Raw genomic sequence first — 16,809 nt, 5'->3', positions numbered from 1 at the left:
CAAAGAGCGTCATCTACCCCTGTTGGCCTGCGCCTTTCTTTGAACCACTGGCTTGCCGTTTTTCACGTGACGCTGAACGAGATTGCGCATTTGGCGCCCACGTCTAGGGACCAGTCGCGCGTGTTCAGGCTCGTGGGTGTCTAAAAACAATTGCGGGAAAATTTGCCGCAACTCTTCGACCCCATCCTTCCCGATCGCCCTAAGCGCTTCGGGACCCGTGAACAAGCTTTCCGTCGGCGCGCCCTCGGCAAAGATGATCTCGTGGCGGTCAAGGAGAAGGTGGATATACGTAACCGTCGCGCCTCCCGTCTGCACTGAAACGCCAGGCAGATCGAGCAATTTGCAGGCCGGGACAAAGACCTCATCTTTAGCGAACATGCGTTTGGCGATGGCTGACCTGACCAACATGCGGTGTTGCGGCGAGACGCAAAGATCACGTGCAGGCACCCCCTGCCCCAAAGCACCCTGCGCGATACGGATCGGCCTCAGCTTGGGTTTCAGCGTCAGGTCGATTTTGTCGAGGCTCTGCTTGCCAATCCAACGGATGGGTTGAGCACCGTTGTCCTGAGTGAGAACCAAATCACCCGGGTCAAGATCGTCAATCAATCGCGGGCCATCAGGTGTATCGATCAAGGTGCCCGAAACGAAACAAGGTACCACCGTATCCACATCAATATCGGGGCCGTTGTCGATAACCCCGTTGACGGTCAGAGGTGTGTTCAGCGGTGGAACAGAGCCATCAAGAAACCCAATGAAGAACCCGGATTCCGCGTTGATGACGTTCGAGTTTCCATTGCCGTCGATGTCGTAGTCGAAGATACCGATCTGGTACGTATTGGTGCCGTCAGTGACTTCGATGGTGAAGTCCCAGAAGATCACATTGCCATTGAAGGTCTGCGTTGGATCGTTTGGAAACTCGTTGTTCTGGTCATCACCATCGATGATTGTGGCGTCGGCCCCATCTTCGATAGTGATCTGGCTGTAGGCCGAAATCTCGAAGACAACGCCTGTTGGATCGAAGGTAACGTCATTCGCAGACAGATCGGTATCGGTTCGGAACGCACCGAAAACATTGGTCGGCATAGTGATTACACTCCGCAAAACGGGAAACAACTCGGAACTTGGCACTTATTTATCGTCACTCAGGCCAAGGTAACAGGTGCTAGGCCTCACACCGGTTCAAAATACGTTAATCTGTTGCTGTTCAGGCGCGCGGTATCGCAATCAATGCCTGTCGCATCGAAAACTCACGCCCTTGGATCTGCATCGAACTATTGAGCAGAAGCCTCACTGGCCCTTGCCATCCGCGTCAATCCACGCCATGCGCAGCGCATGACCTTCGACACGATCATCCTCGGGGCCGGTGCTGCCGGCATGATGTGCGCGGCGCATTGCGGCGGGCGGGTTCTGGTGATCGACCACGCGAAAGCGCCCGGCGAGAAGATCCGTATCTCGGGCGGCGGGCGTTGCAACTTCACCAATATGTATGCGGGGCCTGCCAATTTCCTGTCACAGAACCCGCATTTCTGCAAATCCGCGTTGGCGCGCTATACGCAATGGGATTTCATCGATCTGGTCGCGCGTCATGGCATCGCATGGCATGAGAAAACGCTGGGGCAGTTGTTTTGTGACGACTCATCGAAGCAGATCGTTCAGATGCTGCTGGATGAGATGACCCGGGCCGGGACTGACCTGTGGCTGCGGACCGAGGTCAAAGCGCTGCGCAAGACCGAAGCCGGGTTCGCGCTGGAGGTCGACCGCGAAGGTGCCCGGCACAGCCTGACCGGCCGCAACCTTGTGCTGGCAACCGGCGGCAAATCGATCCCCAAAATGGGTGCAACCGGCCTGGCCTATGACATCGCGCAGCAATTCAATCTGCGCGTCACAGATACCCGTGCTGCGCTGGTCCCGTTCACCTTCTCGGACGGGAGATTCAAGGAACTGTCGGGCGTCTCTCTGCCCGCACGTCTTTCCAACGACCGCACCAGTTTTGACGAAGCACTTCTGTTCACCCATCGCGGCCTCAGCGGACCATCGGTGTTGCAACTGTCCTCATATTGGCATGAGGGAGAAGCGATCCGCGTCAATCTGATCCCGGACTTGCCCTTGTTCGATCTTTTGCGCGATCAGCGACAAGCCGGAGGGCGCAAGGCCCTGACCACCGAACTCGCCCGGCACTTGCCATCGCGGTTGGTAGATCACCTCTCCCAGCATATCCCACTGAAGGGCAACCTTGCCGATCAGTCGGACGCGGCGCTGAACGATCTTATCTCGGCGCTGTCCGAATGGCAGCTAACCCCCTCAGGCACCGAAGGCTACCGCACCGCTGAGGTCACTCTAGGTGGGATCAACACAGATGACCTGTCGTCAAAAACGATGGAGGCCAGGGATGTCCCCGGCCTCTATGCGATTGGTGAAGCTGTAGATGTCACCGGTTGGCTTGGCGGCTATAACTTCCAGTGGGCGTGGTCCTCGGGCCACGCCGCCGGAAAGGCCATTTCCGCGCGCTAGCCGGCACGACTAACTGCGCGGCCCTAGCCGACGACGTTATAGCCGCGTCCACGCATGCAGTTACGCACGATGACTTCCTTGTTCTGGTTCTTCGCGATCACGTCAGCCCCAGCCCCGATCAGAGCACCTGCCGCAGCAGCGCGACCCAGGTTGTCGCTGCTGTCTTGAATGATGGCAGTGGTCGCCGCAGCACCCGCAGCACCAATCGCCGCGTTACCCGCGGTCGATCCATCGACCGCCGCCTGAGACGCCGCCAGTTGCTGACATTGCAGCAGGTCCGACTGATAGTTGGGGCCAACCGGGCCATCAATAACGGGCACGTAGTTTGCGCCTGTATTCGTGCAAGCCCCAGCCAACAACAGAGCCGGGACGATCAGAAGGGATTTCGGGTTAGGCATATCCATGACCTCTTTTTGAATTTCCGAGCAGAAAAGCAAATTCTTAAACGGCTTCAAGCCGATACCCGCAAACTGTCGCTCAATCGGCAAGGAATTGCAAACGGACTAGATGTTAAGGCGCTTTTGCACCTGCGCCGCGAAGTCATCCCCGCGTTGCTCAAAATTGTCATATTGGTCAAAACTGGCGGCTGCAGGGGCCAGCAAGACAGTCTCCCCTGTCTCACTGTCGGCTATGGCCTGCTCAACGGCAGCGGCCATTGTGGTGCAGACCTGCGCCTCGACCTTTAGCTGCATGGCAAAACCCGCCGCCTCGCGCCCAATCACATAGGCCTTGATCACCTGATCCAAGGCACCGTTCAGGGCGTCGATACCGCCTTCTTTCTCCAACCCACCGCAAATCCAGCGGATCTTCTTGAACGCACTCAGAGCTTTCACCGCACTGTCCACATTCGTTGCCTTGGAGTCGTTGACGAAAATCACCCCACCCACTTCGGCGATGATCTGACTGCGATGCGGCAGGCCCGGATAGCTGTGCAGGGCATCCTCGATCACGCGCGGCGCAAGACCCAGAGACCGGCAAGCGGCATAGGCAGCACACGCGTTCTGGTGGTTATGCGCGCCCGGCAGCCCCTTTATACCGCGCAGATCAATCGATCCAGTCTGCCGCCCTTTGCGATACTCCGAAAGGAAGCCTTTACGGGCAAAGACCTGCCATCCCGGACCGGTCAGTTTGCGCTCAACCGAGATGCGGATCACCCGATCATCCGCCGGACCCTCGGCCAATTGCCCCGCCAAGTAGGCGCCTTCGGCCTCATCGATGCCAATCACAGCACGGTCTGGCCCGCCCTCAGCAAAAAGGCGTCTCTTGGCGGCGAAATATCCACCCATTCCACCGTGGCGATCCAGATGATCCGGCGACAGGTTGGTGAAAACAGCTACATCAGGCGTCAATGCGCGGGCCAGCTCGGTCTGATAGCTCGACAGCTCCAGCACAACGACCGATCCATCGCCGCCGGGGTCTATATCCAACACACCACGCCCGATATTCCCCGCCAACTGTGCCTCACGCCCCGCCTCGGACAGGATGTGATGGATCAGGGCCGCCGTGGTCGATTTACCGTTTGATCCGGTCACTGCGATCACACGCGGCAGCGTGTCGTAGTTGTTCCACTCCGGCCCCGCAAAGGATCGAAAGAACAGGCCGATATCGTTGTCCACCGGCACGCCGACCTCCAACGCGGCAGCGACAACCGGGTTCGGTTGAGGATAAAGATGCGGAATACCGGGTGAGACGATCAGCGTGGCGATCTCATCAAACGCCCCGTGGCGGCGCAGATCAAGGCATTGAAACCCCTCACCTTCAGCAGTCTCGCGCGCGGCTGGATTGTCATCCCAGCAGATCGCCTCCGCCCCACCGGCACGCAACGCACGCGCCGTCGCCAAACCCGACCGGCCAAGGCCCAAAACGGCGACCTTCTGCCCTGAGAAACCTTTGACCGGGATCATAGCTTAAGAACCATTGAGCCTCAGTAACACTACAAAAAAAGTGAGCAACACAAAGCAAACCACCATGAATAGTCTACGGCCTTTGTAGTCTTCAAAGTGTTGTCTAAGATCTTTCCCGCCGGTAACCCATTTCAATAACGCGTCATATGCGTATGCGGCGGCAACACCTGTACATACAAAAAACAAAAGACCAAAAACTGCGTACAGAGAACCAGTCCACGAAACTTCTGATTTTTGAAGAAACCAAACCGTTGCCACGGCAAAACCTACAGTCCCACCAAACCCTCGTACGAAGTTTGCTACTCGTCCAGCAGCTGTATTTGAGTCGGTGAAATCGTAGTAGTCGTTCATGTGCATTGTCTTCTCCTATTATCGCACTTTCAACGTCGCCAGACCGATCATCGCGAGGATCAGCGAAATGATCCAGAACCGGATCACGATGGTGGGTTCCGCCCAGCCTTTCTTTTCATAGTGATGATGGATCGGAGCCATCAGGAACACGCGCTTACCGGTGCGCTTGAAATAGAGAACCTGAATGATCACACTCAGCGCCTCGACCACAAACAGGCCGCCGACCACGGCCAGCACCAACTCGTGCTTGGTCGCCACGGCAATCGCGCCCAGCGCGCCACCCAAGGCGAGCGACCCGGTATCGCCCATGAACACAGCCGCAGGCGGGGCGTTATACCACAGGAACCCAAGGCCACCGCCGAACAGGGCCGAGGTGAAGATCAGAATCTCGCCCGTTCCGGGTACGTAGTGCACATCCAGATACTCAGTAAAGTCGACGCGCCCTACCGCATAAGCGATGATTCCCAGAGTCGTAGCAGCAATCATCGCGGGCATGATCGCCAAACCGTCAAGACCATCGGTCAGGTTCACGGCATTGGCAGAACCCACAATCACGATAACGGCGAACGGAATATAGAGTATCCCTAGATTAACCAGAGTATCCTTGAAGATCGGCACCGCCAGCTGGTTCTGCAAAGCCTCCGGATGATGCAAAGACGCCCAGAAGGCGGCCAACACGGCGATGATGATCCCCAGCGCCAGGCGCATTTTACCCGATACGCCTTTGGTGTTCTGCTTGGAGACCTTGGCATAGTCATCGGCGAACCCGATCGCCGCGTAAGCCAGCGTCACGAACAGCACCATCCAGACGTAAGGATTGTCCCAGCGCGCCCATAGTAGCGTTGACGTGACCAGCGCCCCTACGATCAGCAAGCCACCCATGGTGGGCGTTCCGGCTTTGGAGAAATGCCCCTCGGGCCCGTCATCACGGATCGGTTGGCCTTTACCCTGCCTGCGGCGCAGTACGTTTATCAAAGGTTTGCCAAACAGAAACCCAAAGATCAGCGCCGTCAAAAAGGCCCCACCCGCACGGAACGTAATATAGCGGAAGAGGTTCCAGAAATCCCCTCCGTCCGACAGGGCGGTCAACCAATACAGCATTACAGTACCTTTCTCACACGAGGCGCACGGGCGCGTTACCCGTCAAGCGCGCCCCCTTGCCCCATTTTCCGCAGACCGTCAACAATCCGGGCCAAAGCCATGCTGAGCGAGCCTTTCGCCAGCACGGTATCGCCACTTTCGATCAAGTCCGGCAGGTGTTCCGCCATCTCGGCGCTAGTTTCAAACCACAGGCCTCTCTTTGTATCCGACAAAGCCTCGTGCAGCGCTTTCATCAACGGACCGATGCAGTGAACCTGATCGACCCGCGTCATCGCGCTCACCTCGGCCATGCCTGCGTGCATTGCGACCTCTTGCGGGCCCAGTTCCTTCATGTCGCCCAAAAAAGCGATGCGGCGCGTGCCGTTCGAGGCGGCCAAGACGTCCAGCGCAGCCTCCATCGAGGTCGGGTTCGCATTGTAGCTATCATCCAGCAGTTCGATCCGACCACCACTCGCCACCGGCAGAGTCTCCCGAACCCCGCGCCCTTTGACCGGGGACCAACGGCGCAGACCGTCTATTGCCTGATCCAGGTCGACACCCATCTCAACACAAGCGGCCAACGCACCCAGCGCATTCATCGCAAAATGCGTACCTGCCGAATGGACGTCGAAGGCAAACACAGTGTCACCAACCTCAGCCCGTGCTTGAACTGTTTCGGACCCGGTAGTCACTTCGATCAGCTTGTAATCTGCACCTTGCCGACCGAACTCAACGATTCCAGCGCCAAGGTTTTGTGCTGCCTGGCGCAATATACCCGCATGTTCGACATCCGCGTTCACGATGGCTGCACCACCGGGCTCCAACCCTTCAAAGATCGCCGCTTTCTCATGAGCGATACCGGCAACGGACTCGAACGCTTCGAGGTGCACAGCCGCCACCGTCGTCACCAAACCCACATGCGGGCGCGCCTGACGGGCCAACGGAGCAATTTCGCCCGGATGGTTCATCCCGATCTCAATCACCGCAAATTCAGTGTCTTGCGGCATCCGCGCGAGCGTCAGTGGCACACCCCAGTGGTTGTTATAGCTGGCGACACTGGCATGGGTTTTTCCCTGCGCTTCCAGAATGGTGGCCAGCATCTCTTTGGTCGAGGTCTTGCCAACACTCCCTGTCACGCCCACAACGCGTGCCTCGGTCCGGGCGCGGGCGGCCCGTCCGAGTGCTTCCAGCCCGGATTGCACATCCTCGACAATCAACAGAGGCGCATCTTCGGACACCCCTTCAGGGACATATGACACCAAGGCGGCGCCAGCGCCCTTCTCCAGCGCCTGAGCTACAAAATCATGGCCGTCACGCGCGGCCTTCAACGCGACAAACAAGTCGCCCGGTTGCAATGTCCGCGTATCAATCGACACGCCATCCACAGTCCAATCATTGGTGGCGCGCCCGCCGGTTGCAGAGGCGGCCTCTGCCGCAGTCCAGAGCGTCATGCGACCCTCCCGTCCAGAGCGGCCACGGAAATGCTCGCCTGTTCCACATCATCAAAGGGTAGCACCTGATCACCTACGATCTGGCCGGTTTCGTGACCTTTGCCTGCAATCAGGAGCGCATCGCCGGGTTGCAAAGCGTCAATTCCCCGCAGAATAGCCTCGGCGCGGTCACCTACTTCGGTCGCCTCTGGCGCACCGTCCATCACGGCGGCGCGGATAGAGGCGGGGTCTTCGCTGCGCGGGTTGTCGTCAGTGACAAAGACGACATCCGCGTGGTTGGCGGCGGCCTTTCCCATCAGCGGTCGCTTGGTTGCGTCGCGATCTCCGCCGGCGCCAACAATAGCGATCAGACGGCCCATCACATGCGGCCGCAGCGCTTTCAAAGCCGTGGCGACGGCATCAGGCGTATGGGCATAGTCCACAAACACCGCCGCGCCGTTGTCGCGGGTTGCGGCGAGCTGCATGCGGCCCCGGACCGTTGTCAGATGCGGCAGAGTCTCGAACACCCGCTCTGGGTCGTCGCCTGCTGCGATGACCAGTCCACAGGCCAGCAGGATGTTTTCGGCCTGGAACCCTCCGATCAGGTTCAGGCGCGTCTGGAAGGTCTTGCCCTGCCACGAGAACCGCAAATCCTGCCCGGTCGAGTCAAACCGTTGGTTCATCAAGCACAGGTCGGCCTCACCCAGCCCAACGGTCAGCACAGACTGCCCCCGCGCCTCAGTGATCTTGCGCACCTGTGCGCCCTTCGGGTCGCTCAGGTTGATGACTGCGGTCCCGTCCTCAGGCAATACCCGGTCGAACAGGCCCATTTTGGCCCCGAAATACGCCTCGAAGGTCTCGTGATAGTCCAGATGATCCTGCGTGAAATTCGAGAAACCCGCAGCGGCCAGATGCACTCCGTCAAGACGACGCTGTTCCAATCCATGCGAGGACGCCTCCATCGCCGCATGGGTTGCGCCATTCTCGGCGGCCTCGGACAGACAGCGATGCAGAGTGATCGGTTCGGGCGTGGTATGGGCCAGCGGCGCCGTCCATGCGCCTTCGACCCCGGTGGTGCCAAGGTTGACGGCGGCGTGACCAAGCTCGGACCAGATCTGGCGGACGAATGTGGCGACCGAGGTTTTGCCATTGGTTCCGGTGACCGCCACAATCGTCTGAGGTTGCGCACCGAACCAAAGCGCAGCTGAGCCGGCCAACGCTTGGCGCGGGTCTTCAACCACAACCAAGGCAGCATCGGATGCGGCCAGTTCGGCCTCGGCGATCTGCGCGCCTTCAGCGTCGGTCAGAATAGCGGCGGCCCCCATGCGCAGGGCATATTGAATGAATTCACCGCCATGGACGCGCGTACCGGGAAGCGCTGCAAACAGGAAACCGTCTTTGACCTCGCGGCTATCGACGGCCAGCCCGGTGATGTCGGGATTCGCGCCTCCGCGTGCTGTCAGGGCCAGTTGGCTGAGTTTCTTTGTTCTTGCGCCCATGACCCACCTGTTCTTTGGCACCCTAATTCGAGGTCAGGGTTATAGCAGCGCTCGCCTCAGGCTCAAGCCGGGGTCGCAGGCCCAAAAGCGGCGCGACACGGCCGATCAACTCAGCCGCAACGGGCACCGCTGTCCAGCCCGCAGTCCGGCGCTTTTCTCCATAAGCCAGAATGGAGGGTTCATCCAAAGTGACGATAAGCACATATTTCGGGTCGTAGGCCGGGAAGATGGTCGCGAAGGTCGCGATCACCTTATCATCATAATACCCGCCACGCGGTTTGGGCTTATCGGCGGTACCGGTCTTGCCCGCCACATCATAGCCTTTGACCTCAGCAAAACTGGCCGTGCCGTCGGTCACCACTTTGCGCAGCATCTTTTGCGCCTGACGCGCGGTGTTTTCGGACATCACACGTGGGCCGTACTGAGGGCCATTGCGGCGCAGGATCGTTGGGCTGACATAGTGCCCGCCATTGGCAATCGCGGCATACCCCGCCGCCAGATGCATCGGACTGGTCGACAGGCCATGACCGTAGGAAATGGTGACCGTGCTCAACTCACCCCATTTCTTGGGCTTGAGGGGCGCACCGCCTGCGGCTTCGACAATCTCGAACGGGGTGGGTTCGAACATGCCCAGCGTTTCCAGAAAGCTTTGCTGGCGTTTCGAACCGATTTGCAAAGCCAACCGTCCAGTCCCGCGGTTCGAGCTGTGGACGATCACATCCGCCACGCTGATCTTACCATAGTTCTTGCCGTTGAACTCACCAATTGGGAAACGGCCGATCTTCATCGGACCTGAGGTGTCGATGATGGTCTCGGAGTTCACCAAGCCAAGCTGGACCGCCTGCGCGGCAGTGAAGATTTTGAAAACCGATCCAAGCTCATAGACACCCTGCACATAACGATTGAACAGAGGGCTATCAGACGGATCAAAGCCCGAGGTTGGCGGGCGCGGACGGTCGTTGGGGTCAAACGACGGCAGAGACGCGGCCGAGATCACCTCACCCGTATGCGCGTTCATCAGAACCGCCGAGGCCCCCTTGGCGTTCATGATCTTCATCCCGCCATACAACACCTGCTCGACCGCTGCCTGAATGGTCAGGTCCAGCGACAGTTGCAACGGCTTGCTGCCGTTGGCCGGGTCTCGCAGGTAGTCGTCAAACTTCTTCTCGACCCCGGCAACACCGATCACTTCGGCAGCACTAACGCCTTCGCGGCCAAAACCCGACCCGCCAAGAATATGGGCCGCCAGCTTGCCATTCGGGTATAGGCGCATTTCGCGCGGACCGAACAGGATGCCCGGATCGCCGATGTCATGCACCGCCTGTTTCTGCTCGGGCGAGATGCGTTTCTTGATCCACAGGAACTTGCGCTTGCCGGTGAAGTCCTTGACCAGACGCTCTTTGTCGAGATCCGGGAAAATCGCGACCAGCTGATCGGCTGCCGCAATCGGATCAATCATCAAAGGCGGTTGGGCGTAGACTGAGTAGGTATCCAGATTGGTCGCCAGAATGCGGCCTTCGCGATCAACGATATTGGCGCGCTGCATTGCAATCGAAGCACCGGGCGCACTGGCCAACGGCTCTTGCGCCTCTGACGTGGCCAGCATACCCATGCGGACGCCCACAACCGAGAAGGCGCAAAAGAAGAACAGGCCCAAAACTAATAGTCGCCCCTCGGCACGAGCACGGGCGCGGTCTTTCATCTTTTCATGGCGTTGGCGGATATTCTCGCGCTCGATGACCTTTGGGTTTTCACCCTTCGCGCGGGCATCCAGAACGCGGGCCAGAGGGCGGAGGGGAGTGCGGGTCATGGAATCTGCACCTCACCCAAGGCCTGAATATCGGTGATCGCCTGCAGCTCTATCGGGTCAACAACCGGCAGGTCGGGGTCCTCGGCATAAGCGATCTGGTCCGCACGTCCGAATTGCTCAGCCCGCAAGGGCAACAGGCCCATGCGTTCGAAATTCAAATCGGCCAGCTCACGCAGGCGATCCGGGCGATTCAGATAGGCCCATTCGGCGTTCAGAACCGCCAGCCTAACCTGCGCCACGCCGATCTCACCCTGAAGGGCCTGCATTTCTTTCACAACTTGCTGGGTCCGGTAGTTCTCCTGATAGGCCCACAAGGCCAATCCGAACACGGACAGAGCGGTCAACACATACAGAATACTCTTCATCTTGCCCTTCCCCCAAGTTGCGGCATCCCGATGGCGCGGGCGTCAATCTCCCCAGCCGGAGCCTCGGTACGGATCGCGACACGCAGCTTGGCTGATCGCGAACGCGGGTTTTCCTGCAATTCCTGCTCGTCTGGCCCGACGGCCTTGCGGGTCTTAAGCGTAAACTGCGGCAGTTCCTGTTCTATCTCGGGCGCGTACCGGTTGGCACGACCCGTTTGACCGGCCCGAGACTGGAAGAACCGTTTAACCATCCGGTCTTCGATGGAGTGGAAGGTCACAACGGCCAATTGCCCGCCGGGCTTCAAAGCCCGCTCGGCAGCCATAAGACCTTGAAACAGCTCATCATATTCGGCGTTCACTGCAATCCGCAGGCCCTGAAAACTACGCGTCGCAGGGTGCGATTGTCCCGGCTTGGGGCGCGGCAGGCAGGATTCGATGATCTCGGCCAAACGCAAGGTCGTGGTGATCGGCTCCTCGGCGCGCGCTTTGACAATCGCCTTGGCGATACGTCGACTTGCACGCTCCTCACCGTAGTGGAACAGGATGTCAGCCAGTTGCGCCTCGGTCGCGGTGTTGACCAAATCGGCGGCGCTTTCACCCTCCTGGCTCATGCGCATGTCGAGCGGGCCGTCTTTCATGAAGGAAAAGCCGCGCTCGGCTAGATCCAGCTGCATGGACGAAACCCCGAGGTCCAGTACAACCCCATCAAGATCCTGCGCATATTCATCCATGCGAGAGAATACACCGGGCTGCATCACAAGGCGGTCGCCATAGTCGCCTGCCCAGTCTGCGGCCATTTCAAATGCCAGCGGATCGCGATCCACGCCGATCACCTTCTCGGCCCCAGCCTCAAGCAGACCTCTGGCATACCCACCTGCACCGAACGTGCCGTCTAGCCAAGTGCCCGCCACCGGAGATACCGCCGTCAGTAAAGGGCGCAGCAAGACAGGAATATGTGGGTTCGAAGATGAAGAGACAGCGCCGGACATGCCGTTACGCGTCCCCAACGCCATCGAGATAGACCATCGGGTCGAAATCATCCGGCAGATCGTCCATCCATTCCTCGGCTTTGGCGAGCTCTTCGACCTCATAGGTCTCAGGCTTCCAGATCTGGAAGGTGTCACCGGCGGCTATGAAGAAGGCCTCATTCTCAAGGTCGATCTTGTTGCGCAGCTTGGCCGGCAAAACCAGACGCCCGGTTTCATCCACATTGGTGGGAAAGGACTGACCATGGAACATACGCTGAAGCATCTTACGCTCCATCGAGCCACGCGGCAGAGCGTCGATCTTATCGTCGACCTCATCAATTGCCTGCATGGTATAGCATTCAAGGTATTTGCGGCGGTGGTCGCCATAGACAATCACAAGCTCAGGATTGTCACCGGGCTGCCAATTGGGGTCAGACGATTCAAGCACACGGCGAAACGAGGCCGGGATCGAGACCCTGCCCTTCGTGTCCACCTTATGGTGGCTTTCACCTCTAAACCTGCGCGCCAAGACGACTGTCCCTTTCGCTTGCGCCCCACTTGAATTTCACGTCCCCCCGGATGAAAAACGGCGGGTTGATCTGCTGCCACTGATCAACCCGCCGCATTGGCCCGCTTTGCGGGATGTCCAGCTGCACGCGCCACCTGGGGGGATGTCTGCTCGCCCGCGCGCCGGATCTCTTGAGTGATGAAAGCGAGATGCCTGTATGAAACCTGATTATTTTTGGTTGGGGTCGTTTGCTGCCCCTGCTGCCTCGTCCTCATCGGATGCATTAGGGATGACATGGGAATTCATGGAAATCAACAGGAATTTTTGAGCACCATCTAATACGGGTTATGAAAACAAGGTGTATTTTGAGCCAATTTCAGAACCAACACACCTCATATCGACACCAAAAGTCATTCGATCGCTAGATATGGTGACCTCATGAACCTCCCGCGATCACCCATGATTTCCCAAAAAAAATTCGAATTCTCAGAATAAATGCCGGCTGAGACCCGTCAGCAACGCAAAAAGCAAAGAATCACACAGAAGGAAACCGCGTGGAATTTGGCCGCTTTGATCTGCTCCCACGAATTCCCAAGCCACGATCTAAGATCGCTTTCCCGTGATCGAGTTGAAACAAAGCGTCCATCAAACGCACAAACTTTCGCAGCTGCGCTCAAACTCCGGGCAAGTCGAATGGTGAGAAGGAATCTTTGCTCGACCAAGACTTAGCGCCCAAGGTCCCGCAAACCCCAAAAAATCATGGGTGATTTCAAACCGCGACTGACAAGGCTCTGATATCCATGCATTTGCTGCATAGCAGCATTGACGTTGCAGGCTATTGTGCAATCGCAGCATTCACTTATTTTCAGTCTCAAGCAAACGCTGGCACCGGTCAGCAAGACAAGAATGAACGGAATAACAAGATGGCAATGGCAACAAACACACCGGCACTTAAAGGCACTCACTTTGGCGGTATCACTACCATGATCGAGGCCGCAAAGACACGTTTTGCCCGCTACCGCCTGTACCGCCAGACGGTAAGTGAGCTGTCCGCGCTGTCGAACCGCGAGCTGACCGATCTCGGCCTGAGCCGTGCAATGATCCGCGGCCTGGCACGTCAGGCGGCTGACGACTTCACCGCGCGTTAAGCGCACAGGAATACACGAGATCAGACCCTTCCTCCTCCCTTTAGGGTCTGTAATCAGCGGCGGCGTCTCTCCTCCTCCCTGACGTCGCCGCACCAAATACCGGCCTCGCAACGCCGGACCATGACACACCGGGCTCTCCTCCTCCCTGCCTGGTGTTGAAAGCGCGCGGTGACGTCTTTCCTCCTCCCTGACGTCGCCGCGTCTTCCTCATACCGGGCTCAAACCCGGGTTTAGATACATCTGGGCTCTCCTCCTCCCTGCCCTGATGTAGAAAAGAACGGCGGTTTCCCTTCCTCCTCCCTGGGAAACCGCCGTTTTTGCTTTTTGGGCAAACGGAATAAGATCGGCGCAGTTACGATTATTCAGGAGTGCGTCATGGCCGCCTATTTCATCGCCCAGATTTCCATTCATGACCCGGACGGGTATCAGAAAAATCTTGAAGGCTTCATGCCCATCTTTGACCGGCACGGTGGGCGCCTGCTGACCATTTCTTCAAAACCCGTAGAGATTGTCGAAGGCAGTTGGGCCGAAGAAGGCATCGTGCTGATGGAGTTTCCGGACATAGCCGCGGCCCGGGCGTGGAAAGACGACCCGGACTATATCGAGTTGGCCAAGATCAGACGCAAGACAGCGACGGCCAATCTGGTGCTGGTCGAAGGCCTCTAAAGATCAGAACGGAACGTCATCCTTGGCGGTCAGGAACCGAGAAACAACCTTTTTCACGCCTGCTTTGTCGAAATCGACCTCGACCTTATCGCCTTCGATGCCGGTAACCGCGCCGTATCCGAATTTTTGATGAAACACCCGCTCACCCAAGGTGAAGCTGGCAATGGCCGTGGCATCAATCACCGTATTCCGGCTTTCTTTCGGCTGGGACATCCCATACTGGCCCTGCCGCGCCTGCATCCGCTTCCAGCCCGGGGAGTTATAGACATTCGCCTCAGCCGCGCGGGTTTCGATTGTCGCGGCTGGTTGCCCGCCGCCATACAGCCCCGGAGGCGTCAGAACTTCCACATGGTCCTCAGGCAATTCGTCGATGAACCGTGATGGCATCGCGTTTTGCCATTGCCCGAACACCCGCCGGTTCGCCGCGAAAGAAATCGTGCAGACCTCCTCAGCGCGGGTAATGCCCACATAGGCCAACCGCCGTTCTTCCTCGAGACCCTTGAGGCCCAATTCGTCCATGGAGCGTTGCGAGGGGAACAAACCGTCCTCCCACCCCGGCAGGAACACGGCAGGAAACTCCAACCCCTTTGCCGCGTGCAGCGTCATGATCGAGACCTTCGCCCCGTCACCCTCTTGTTCATTGTCCATCACCAGACTGACATGCTCCAAAAACCCTTGCAGGTTCTCGAAATTGTCCAGCTGATTCACCAGTTCCTTGAGGTTCTCCAACCGGCCCGGCGCTTCCGGCGTCTTGTCGTTCTGCCAATGCCCCGTATAGCCGGACTCGTCCAAGATGATCTGCGCCAGCTCGATATGTGTGTGTTCGGGCGCGCCGTAGCGAATGGGCGACACCCCATCGTCGATGACCGAGTCGTCATCGACCTCGATCCTTGGCCCGCGCGTCAGCCCATTCCACCGCGCCAATCCGTCTATCAACTCGCTCAGAGCCTTGCCGCCCTTGCCCTTGATCAACTGATTCTCAACCGCAATCCGCGCCCCTTCGACCAGAGATACCCCGTTTTGGCGCGCCACAACCTGAATCGTCTGTTGCGCCTTGTCGCCGAGGCCGCGTTTGGGCGTGTTCACGATCCGCTCAAACGCCAGATCGTCCTCGGGGCTGACCACCAGCCGGAAATAGGCCATGGCATCGCGAATCTCCATCCGCTCGTAGAACCGAGGGCCGCCGATCACCTTGTAAGGCAACCCAATCGTCAGAAACCGATCCTCAAACGCGCGCATCTGATGCGAGGCGCGAACCAGAATGGCAATCTGGTCGAGGTTCATCGGACGCACACCGCGCGTGCCGCCCTGCATCGCGTCGATCTCTTCCCCGATCCAGCGTGCCTCTTCCTCACCATCCCAATGGCCGATCAGTCGAACTTTTTCACCGTCTTCGGCATCGGTCCAAAGCTCTTTGCCCAAGCGGCCTTCATTGCCGCGAATGACATTCGACGCAGCCGCCAGAATATGGGGGGTCGAGCGGTAGTTCTGTTCCAACCGCACTACGAAGGCGCCAGGAAAGTCCTTTTCAAACCGCAGGATGTTGCCTACCTCGGCACCGCGCCAACCATAGATCGACTGGTCGTCATCGCCCACGCAACAGATGTTCTTATGCCCTCCGGCCAGCAGACGCAGCCAGAGGTACTGGGCGACGTTGGTGTCCTGATATTCATCCACGAGGATGTAGCGGAACCAGCGCTGGTATTGCTCCAAAACGTCCTGATGGGTTTGGAAAATCGTGACCATGTGCAGCAGCAGGTCACCGAAATCCACCGCATTTAACTCGCGCAAGCGGGTCTGGTATTGAGCGTATATCTCCACACCCTTGTTGTTGTAGGCCCCGGCATCCGCGACCGGCACTTTGTCAGGTGTCACAGCGCGGTTCTTCCAGTCATCGATGATTCCGGCCAGCATCCGCGCAGGCCAGCGCTTGTCATCTACGTTCGCAGCCCGCACCAGTTGCTTGAGCAAACGCAACTGATCATCACTGTCCAAAATGGTGAAATTCGACTTCAGATCGACAAGCTCGGCGTGGCGACGCAGCAGTTTGACGCAGATCGCGTGGAAGGTTCCCAGCCATGGCATCCCTTCGGCGGGCTGGCCAAGAAGACGGCTCACCCGCTCTTTCATCTCGCGCGCGGCCTTGTTGGTAAAGGTCACAGCTAGAATCTCGTTCGGACGCGCCTTGGCAGTGGTCAGAAGATGCGCAATCCGTGTGGTCAGAGCTTTGGTCTTACCTGTTCCAGCGCCCGCAAGCATCAGCACCGGTCCGTCTAGCTGCTCAACCGCTTCGCGCTGCGCTGGATTGAGGCCGTCCAGATAGGGCGTAGGTCGCGCGGCCATGGCGCGCGCCGATAGCGATGCGCCCTCAAAGGCGTCCATTTCATCAAAACTGCTCATATCGGCAAACTACGCTGGATGGGCCAAAAGGAAAAGGGTTTGTTCACGCCTTGTTCGCGCGAATTTTCCGTCGGGGTCTTACAAATCTTAATCATTTTCACGCCCCCACATGCAAGGAAGTTAACACTCTGTCAAAACCTCTCACAGATGCTACTCCGCACTTTGTGGG

General features: G+C 58.3%; 15 protein-coding genes. 3 read left to right on the top strand and 12 right to left on the bottom strand.

Annotated elements, in window-relative coordinates:
* Positions 1-9: 9 nt before the first annotated feature.
* Entirely contained in the window at positions 10-1,083 is a 1,074-nt protein-coding gene (locus ACP15L_RS16090) for a Hint domain-containing protein (RefSeq protein ID WP_425084963.1), read from the bottom strand.
* Between the two features lie 249 nt (positions 1,084-1,332).
* Between ACP15L_RS16090 and ACP15L_RS16085 the strand changes: the two genes are divergently transcribed.
* Positions 1,333-2,511, top strand: coding sequence for an NAD(P)/FAD-dependent oxidoreductase (locus ACP15L_RS16085; RefSeq protein WP_425084962.1), 1,179 nt, complete (start codon positions 1,333-1,335; stop codon positions 2,509-2,511).
* Positions 2,512-2,534: 23 nt separating this feature from the next.
* On the opposite strand, the gene ACP15L_RS16080 is transcribed toward ACP15L_RS16085, so the two are convergent.
* From ACP15L_RS16080 to mraZ, 10 genes are all read right to left on the bottom strand, one after another.
* Complete coding sequence (locus tag ACP15L_RS16080; protein ID WP_170719031.1) at positions 2,535-2,915, bottom strand: glycine zipper family protein; 381 nt, start codon at positions 2,913-2,915, stop codon at positions 2,535-2,537.
* A 99-nt stretch (positions 2,916-3,014) separates the two neighbouring features.
* Complete coding sequence (gene murD, locus ACP15L_RS16075) at positions 3,015-4,415, bottom strand: UDP-N-acetylmuramoyl-L-alanine--D-glutamate ligase (RefSeq protein ID WP_425084961.1); 1,401 nt, start codon at positions 4,413-4,415, stop codon at positions 3,015-3,017.
* Between the two features lie 3 nt (positions 4,416-4,418).
* Complete coding sequence (locus ACP15L_RS16070; RefSeq protein ID WP_425084960.1) at positions 4,419-4,766, bottom strand: hypothetical protein; 348 nt, start codon at positions 4,764-4,766, stop codon at positions 4,419-4,421.
* Positions 4,767-4,784: 18 nt separating this feature from the next.
* Positions 4,785-5,867, bottom strand: coding sequence for a phospho-N-acetylmuramoyl-pentapeptide-transferase (gene mraY / locus ACP15L_RS16065; protein WP_170468019.1), 1,083 nt, complete (start codon positions 5,865-5,867; stop codon positions 4,785-4,787).
* A 35-nt stretch (positions 5,868-5,902) separates the two neighbouring features.
* Positions 5,903-7,297, bottom strand: a complete 1,395-nt coding sequence (locus ACP15L_RS16060; RefSeq protein ID WP_425084959.1) for a UDP-N-acetylmuramoyl-tripeptide--D-alanyl-D-alanine ligase — start codon at positions 7,295-7,297, stop codon at positions 5,903-5,905.
* Positions 7,294-8,775: a UDP-N-acetylmuramoyl-L-alanyl-D-glutamate--2,6-diaminopimelate ligase gene (locus ACP15L_RS16055; RefSeq protein ID WP_425084958.1), complete on the bottom strand. Its 1,482-nt coding sequence runs from the start codon at positions 8,773-8,775 to the stop codon at positions 7,294-7,296. Before ACP15L_RS16055 ends, ACP15L_RS16060 begins: the two co-directional genes overlap by 4 nt.
* 22 nt (positions 8,776-8,797) lie before the next feature.
* Positions 8,798-10,585 carry a peptidoglycan D,D-transpeptidase FtsI family protein gene (locus ACP15L_RS16050; RefSeq protein WP_425084957.1) on the bottom strand — a complete coding sequence of 596 codons (1,788 nt, stop codon included), beginning with the start codon at positions 10,583-10,585 and terminating at the stop codon, positions 8,798-8,800.
* The gene (gene ftsL / locus ACP15L_RS16045; protein WP_170374977.1) at positions 10,582-10,950 is read right to left on the bottom strand and encodes a cell division protein FtsL; all 369 of its coding nucleotides are present in this window, start codon (positions 10,948-10,950) and stop codon (positions 10,582-10,584) included. Before ftsL ends, ACP15L_RS16050 begins: the two co-directional genes overlap by 4 nt.
* Complete coding sequence (gene rsmH, locus ACP15L_RS16040) at positions 10,947-11,939, bottom strand: 16S rRNA (cytosine(1402)-N(4))-methyltransferase RsmH (protein ID WP_425085058.1); 993 nt, start codon at positions 11,937-11,939, stop codon at positions 10,947-10,949. Before rsmH ends, ftsL begins: the two co-directional genes overlap by 4 nt.
* 4 nt (positions 11,940-11,943) lie before the next feature.
* Entirely contained in the window at positions 11,944-12,447 is a 504-nt protein-coding gene (gene mraZ / locus ACP15L_RS16035; RefSeq protein WP_170460901.1) for a division/cell wall cluster transcriptional repressor MraZ, read from the bottom strand.
* 902 nt (positions 12,448-13,349) lie between these two features.
* On the opposite strand from mraZ, the gene ACP15L_RS16030 reads away from it, so the two are divergent.
* Positions 13,350-13,574, top strand: a complete 225-nt coding sequence (locus ACP15L_RS16030; protein ID WP_425084956.1) for a DUF1127 domain-containing protein — start codon at positions 13,350-13,352, stop codon at positions 13,572-13,574.
* Between the two features lie 375 nt (positions 13,575-13,949).
* Positions 13,950-14,240, top strand: coding sequence for a DUF1330 domain-containing protein (locus tag ACP15L_RS16025; protein ID WP_425084955.1), 291 nt, complete (start codon positions 13,950-13,952; stop codon positions 14,238-14,240).
* A gap of 3 nt (positions 14,241-14,243) precedes the next feature.
* Here ACP15L_RS16025 and ACP15L_RS16020 read toward each other — a convergent pair whose 3' ends face one another.
* On the bottom strand, positions 14,244-16,640 hold the full coding sequence (locus tag ACP15L_RS16020) for an ATP-dependent helicase (RefSeq protein ID WP_425084954.1): 2,397 nt from the start codon (positions 16,638-16,640) through the stop codon (positions 14,244-14,246).
* Positions 16,641-16,809 lie beyond the last annotated feature (169 nt).

The organism is Ruegeria profundi, assembly GCF_049800715.1.
Lineage (GTDB): Bacteria > Pseudomonadota > Alphaproteobacteria > Rhodobacterales > Rhodobacteraceae > Ruegeria > Ruegeria profundi_A.
This window is presented reverse-complemented; position numbering and strand designations above follow the sequence as displayed.

Coding starts and splice junctions, on each gene's coding strand:
- rsmH (WP_425085058.1), bottom strand. CDS start 11,939: ATGTCCGGCGCTGTCTCTTCATCTTCGAACCCACATATTCCTGTCTTG.
- ACP15L_RS16055 (WP_425084958.1), bottom strand. CDS start 8,775: ATGGGCGCAAGAACAAAGAAACTCAGCCAACTGGCCCTGACAGCACGC.
- murD (WP_425084961.1), bottom strand. CDS start 4,415: ATGATCCCGGTCAAAGGTTTCTCAGGGCAGAAGGTCGCCGTTTTGGGC.
- ACP15L_RS16020 (WP_425084954.1), bottom strand. CDS start 16,640: ATGAGCAGTTTTGATGAAATGGACGCCTTTGAGGGCGCATCGCTATCG.
- ACP15L_RS16050 (WP_425084957.1), bottom strand. CDS start 10,585: ATGACCCGCACTCCCCTCCGCCCTCTGGCCCGCGTTCTGGATGCCCGC.
- ACP15L_RS16070 (WP_425084960.1), bottom strand. CDS start 4,766: ATGAACGACTACTACGATTTCACCGACTCAAATACAGCTGCTGGACGA.
- ACP15L_RS16030 (WP_425084956.1), top strand. CDS start 13,350: ATGGCAATGGCAACAAACACACCGGCACTTAAAGGCACTCACTTTGGC.
- ACP15L_RS16060 (WP_425084959.1), bottom strand. CDS start 7,297: ATGACGCTCTGGACTGCGGCAGAGGCCGCCTCTGCAACCGGCGGGCGC.
- ftsL (WP_170374977.1), bottom strand. CDS start 10,950: ATGAAGAGTATTCTGTATGTGTTGACCGCTCTGTCCGTGTTCGGATTG.
- ACP15L_RS16090 (WP_425084963.1), bottom strand. CDS start 1,083: ATGCCGACCAATGTTTTCGGTGCGTTCCGAACCGATACCGATCTGTCT.
- ACP15L_RS16080 (WP_170719031.1), bottom strand. CDS start 2,915: ATGGATATGCCTAACCCGAAATCCCTTCTGATCGTCCCGGCTCTGTTG.
- ACP15L_RS16025 (WP_425084955.1), top strand. CDS start 13,950: ATGGCCGCCTATTTCATCGCCCAGATTTCCATTCATGACCCGGACGGG.
- ACP15L_RS16085 (WP_425084962.1), top strand. CDS start 1,333: ATGACCTTCGACACGATCATCCTCGGGGCCGGTGCTGCCGGCATGATG.
- mraY (WP_170468019.1), bottom strand. CDS start 5,867: ATGCTGTATTGGTTGACCGCCCTGTCGGACGGAGGGGATTTCTGGAAC.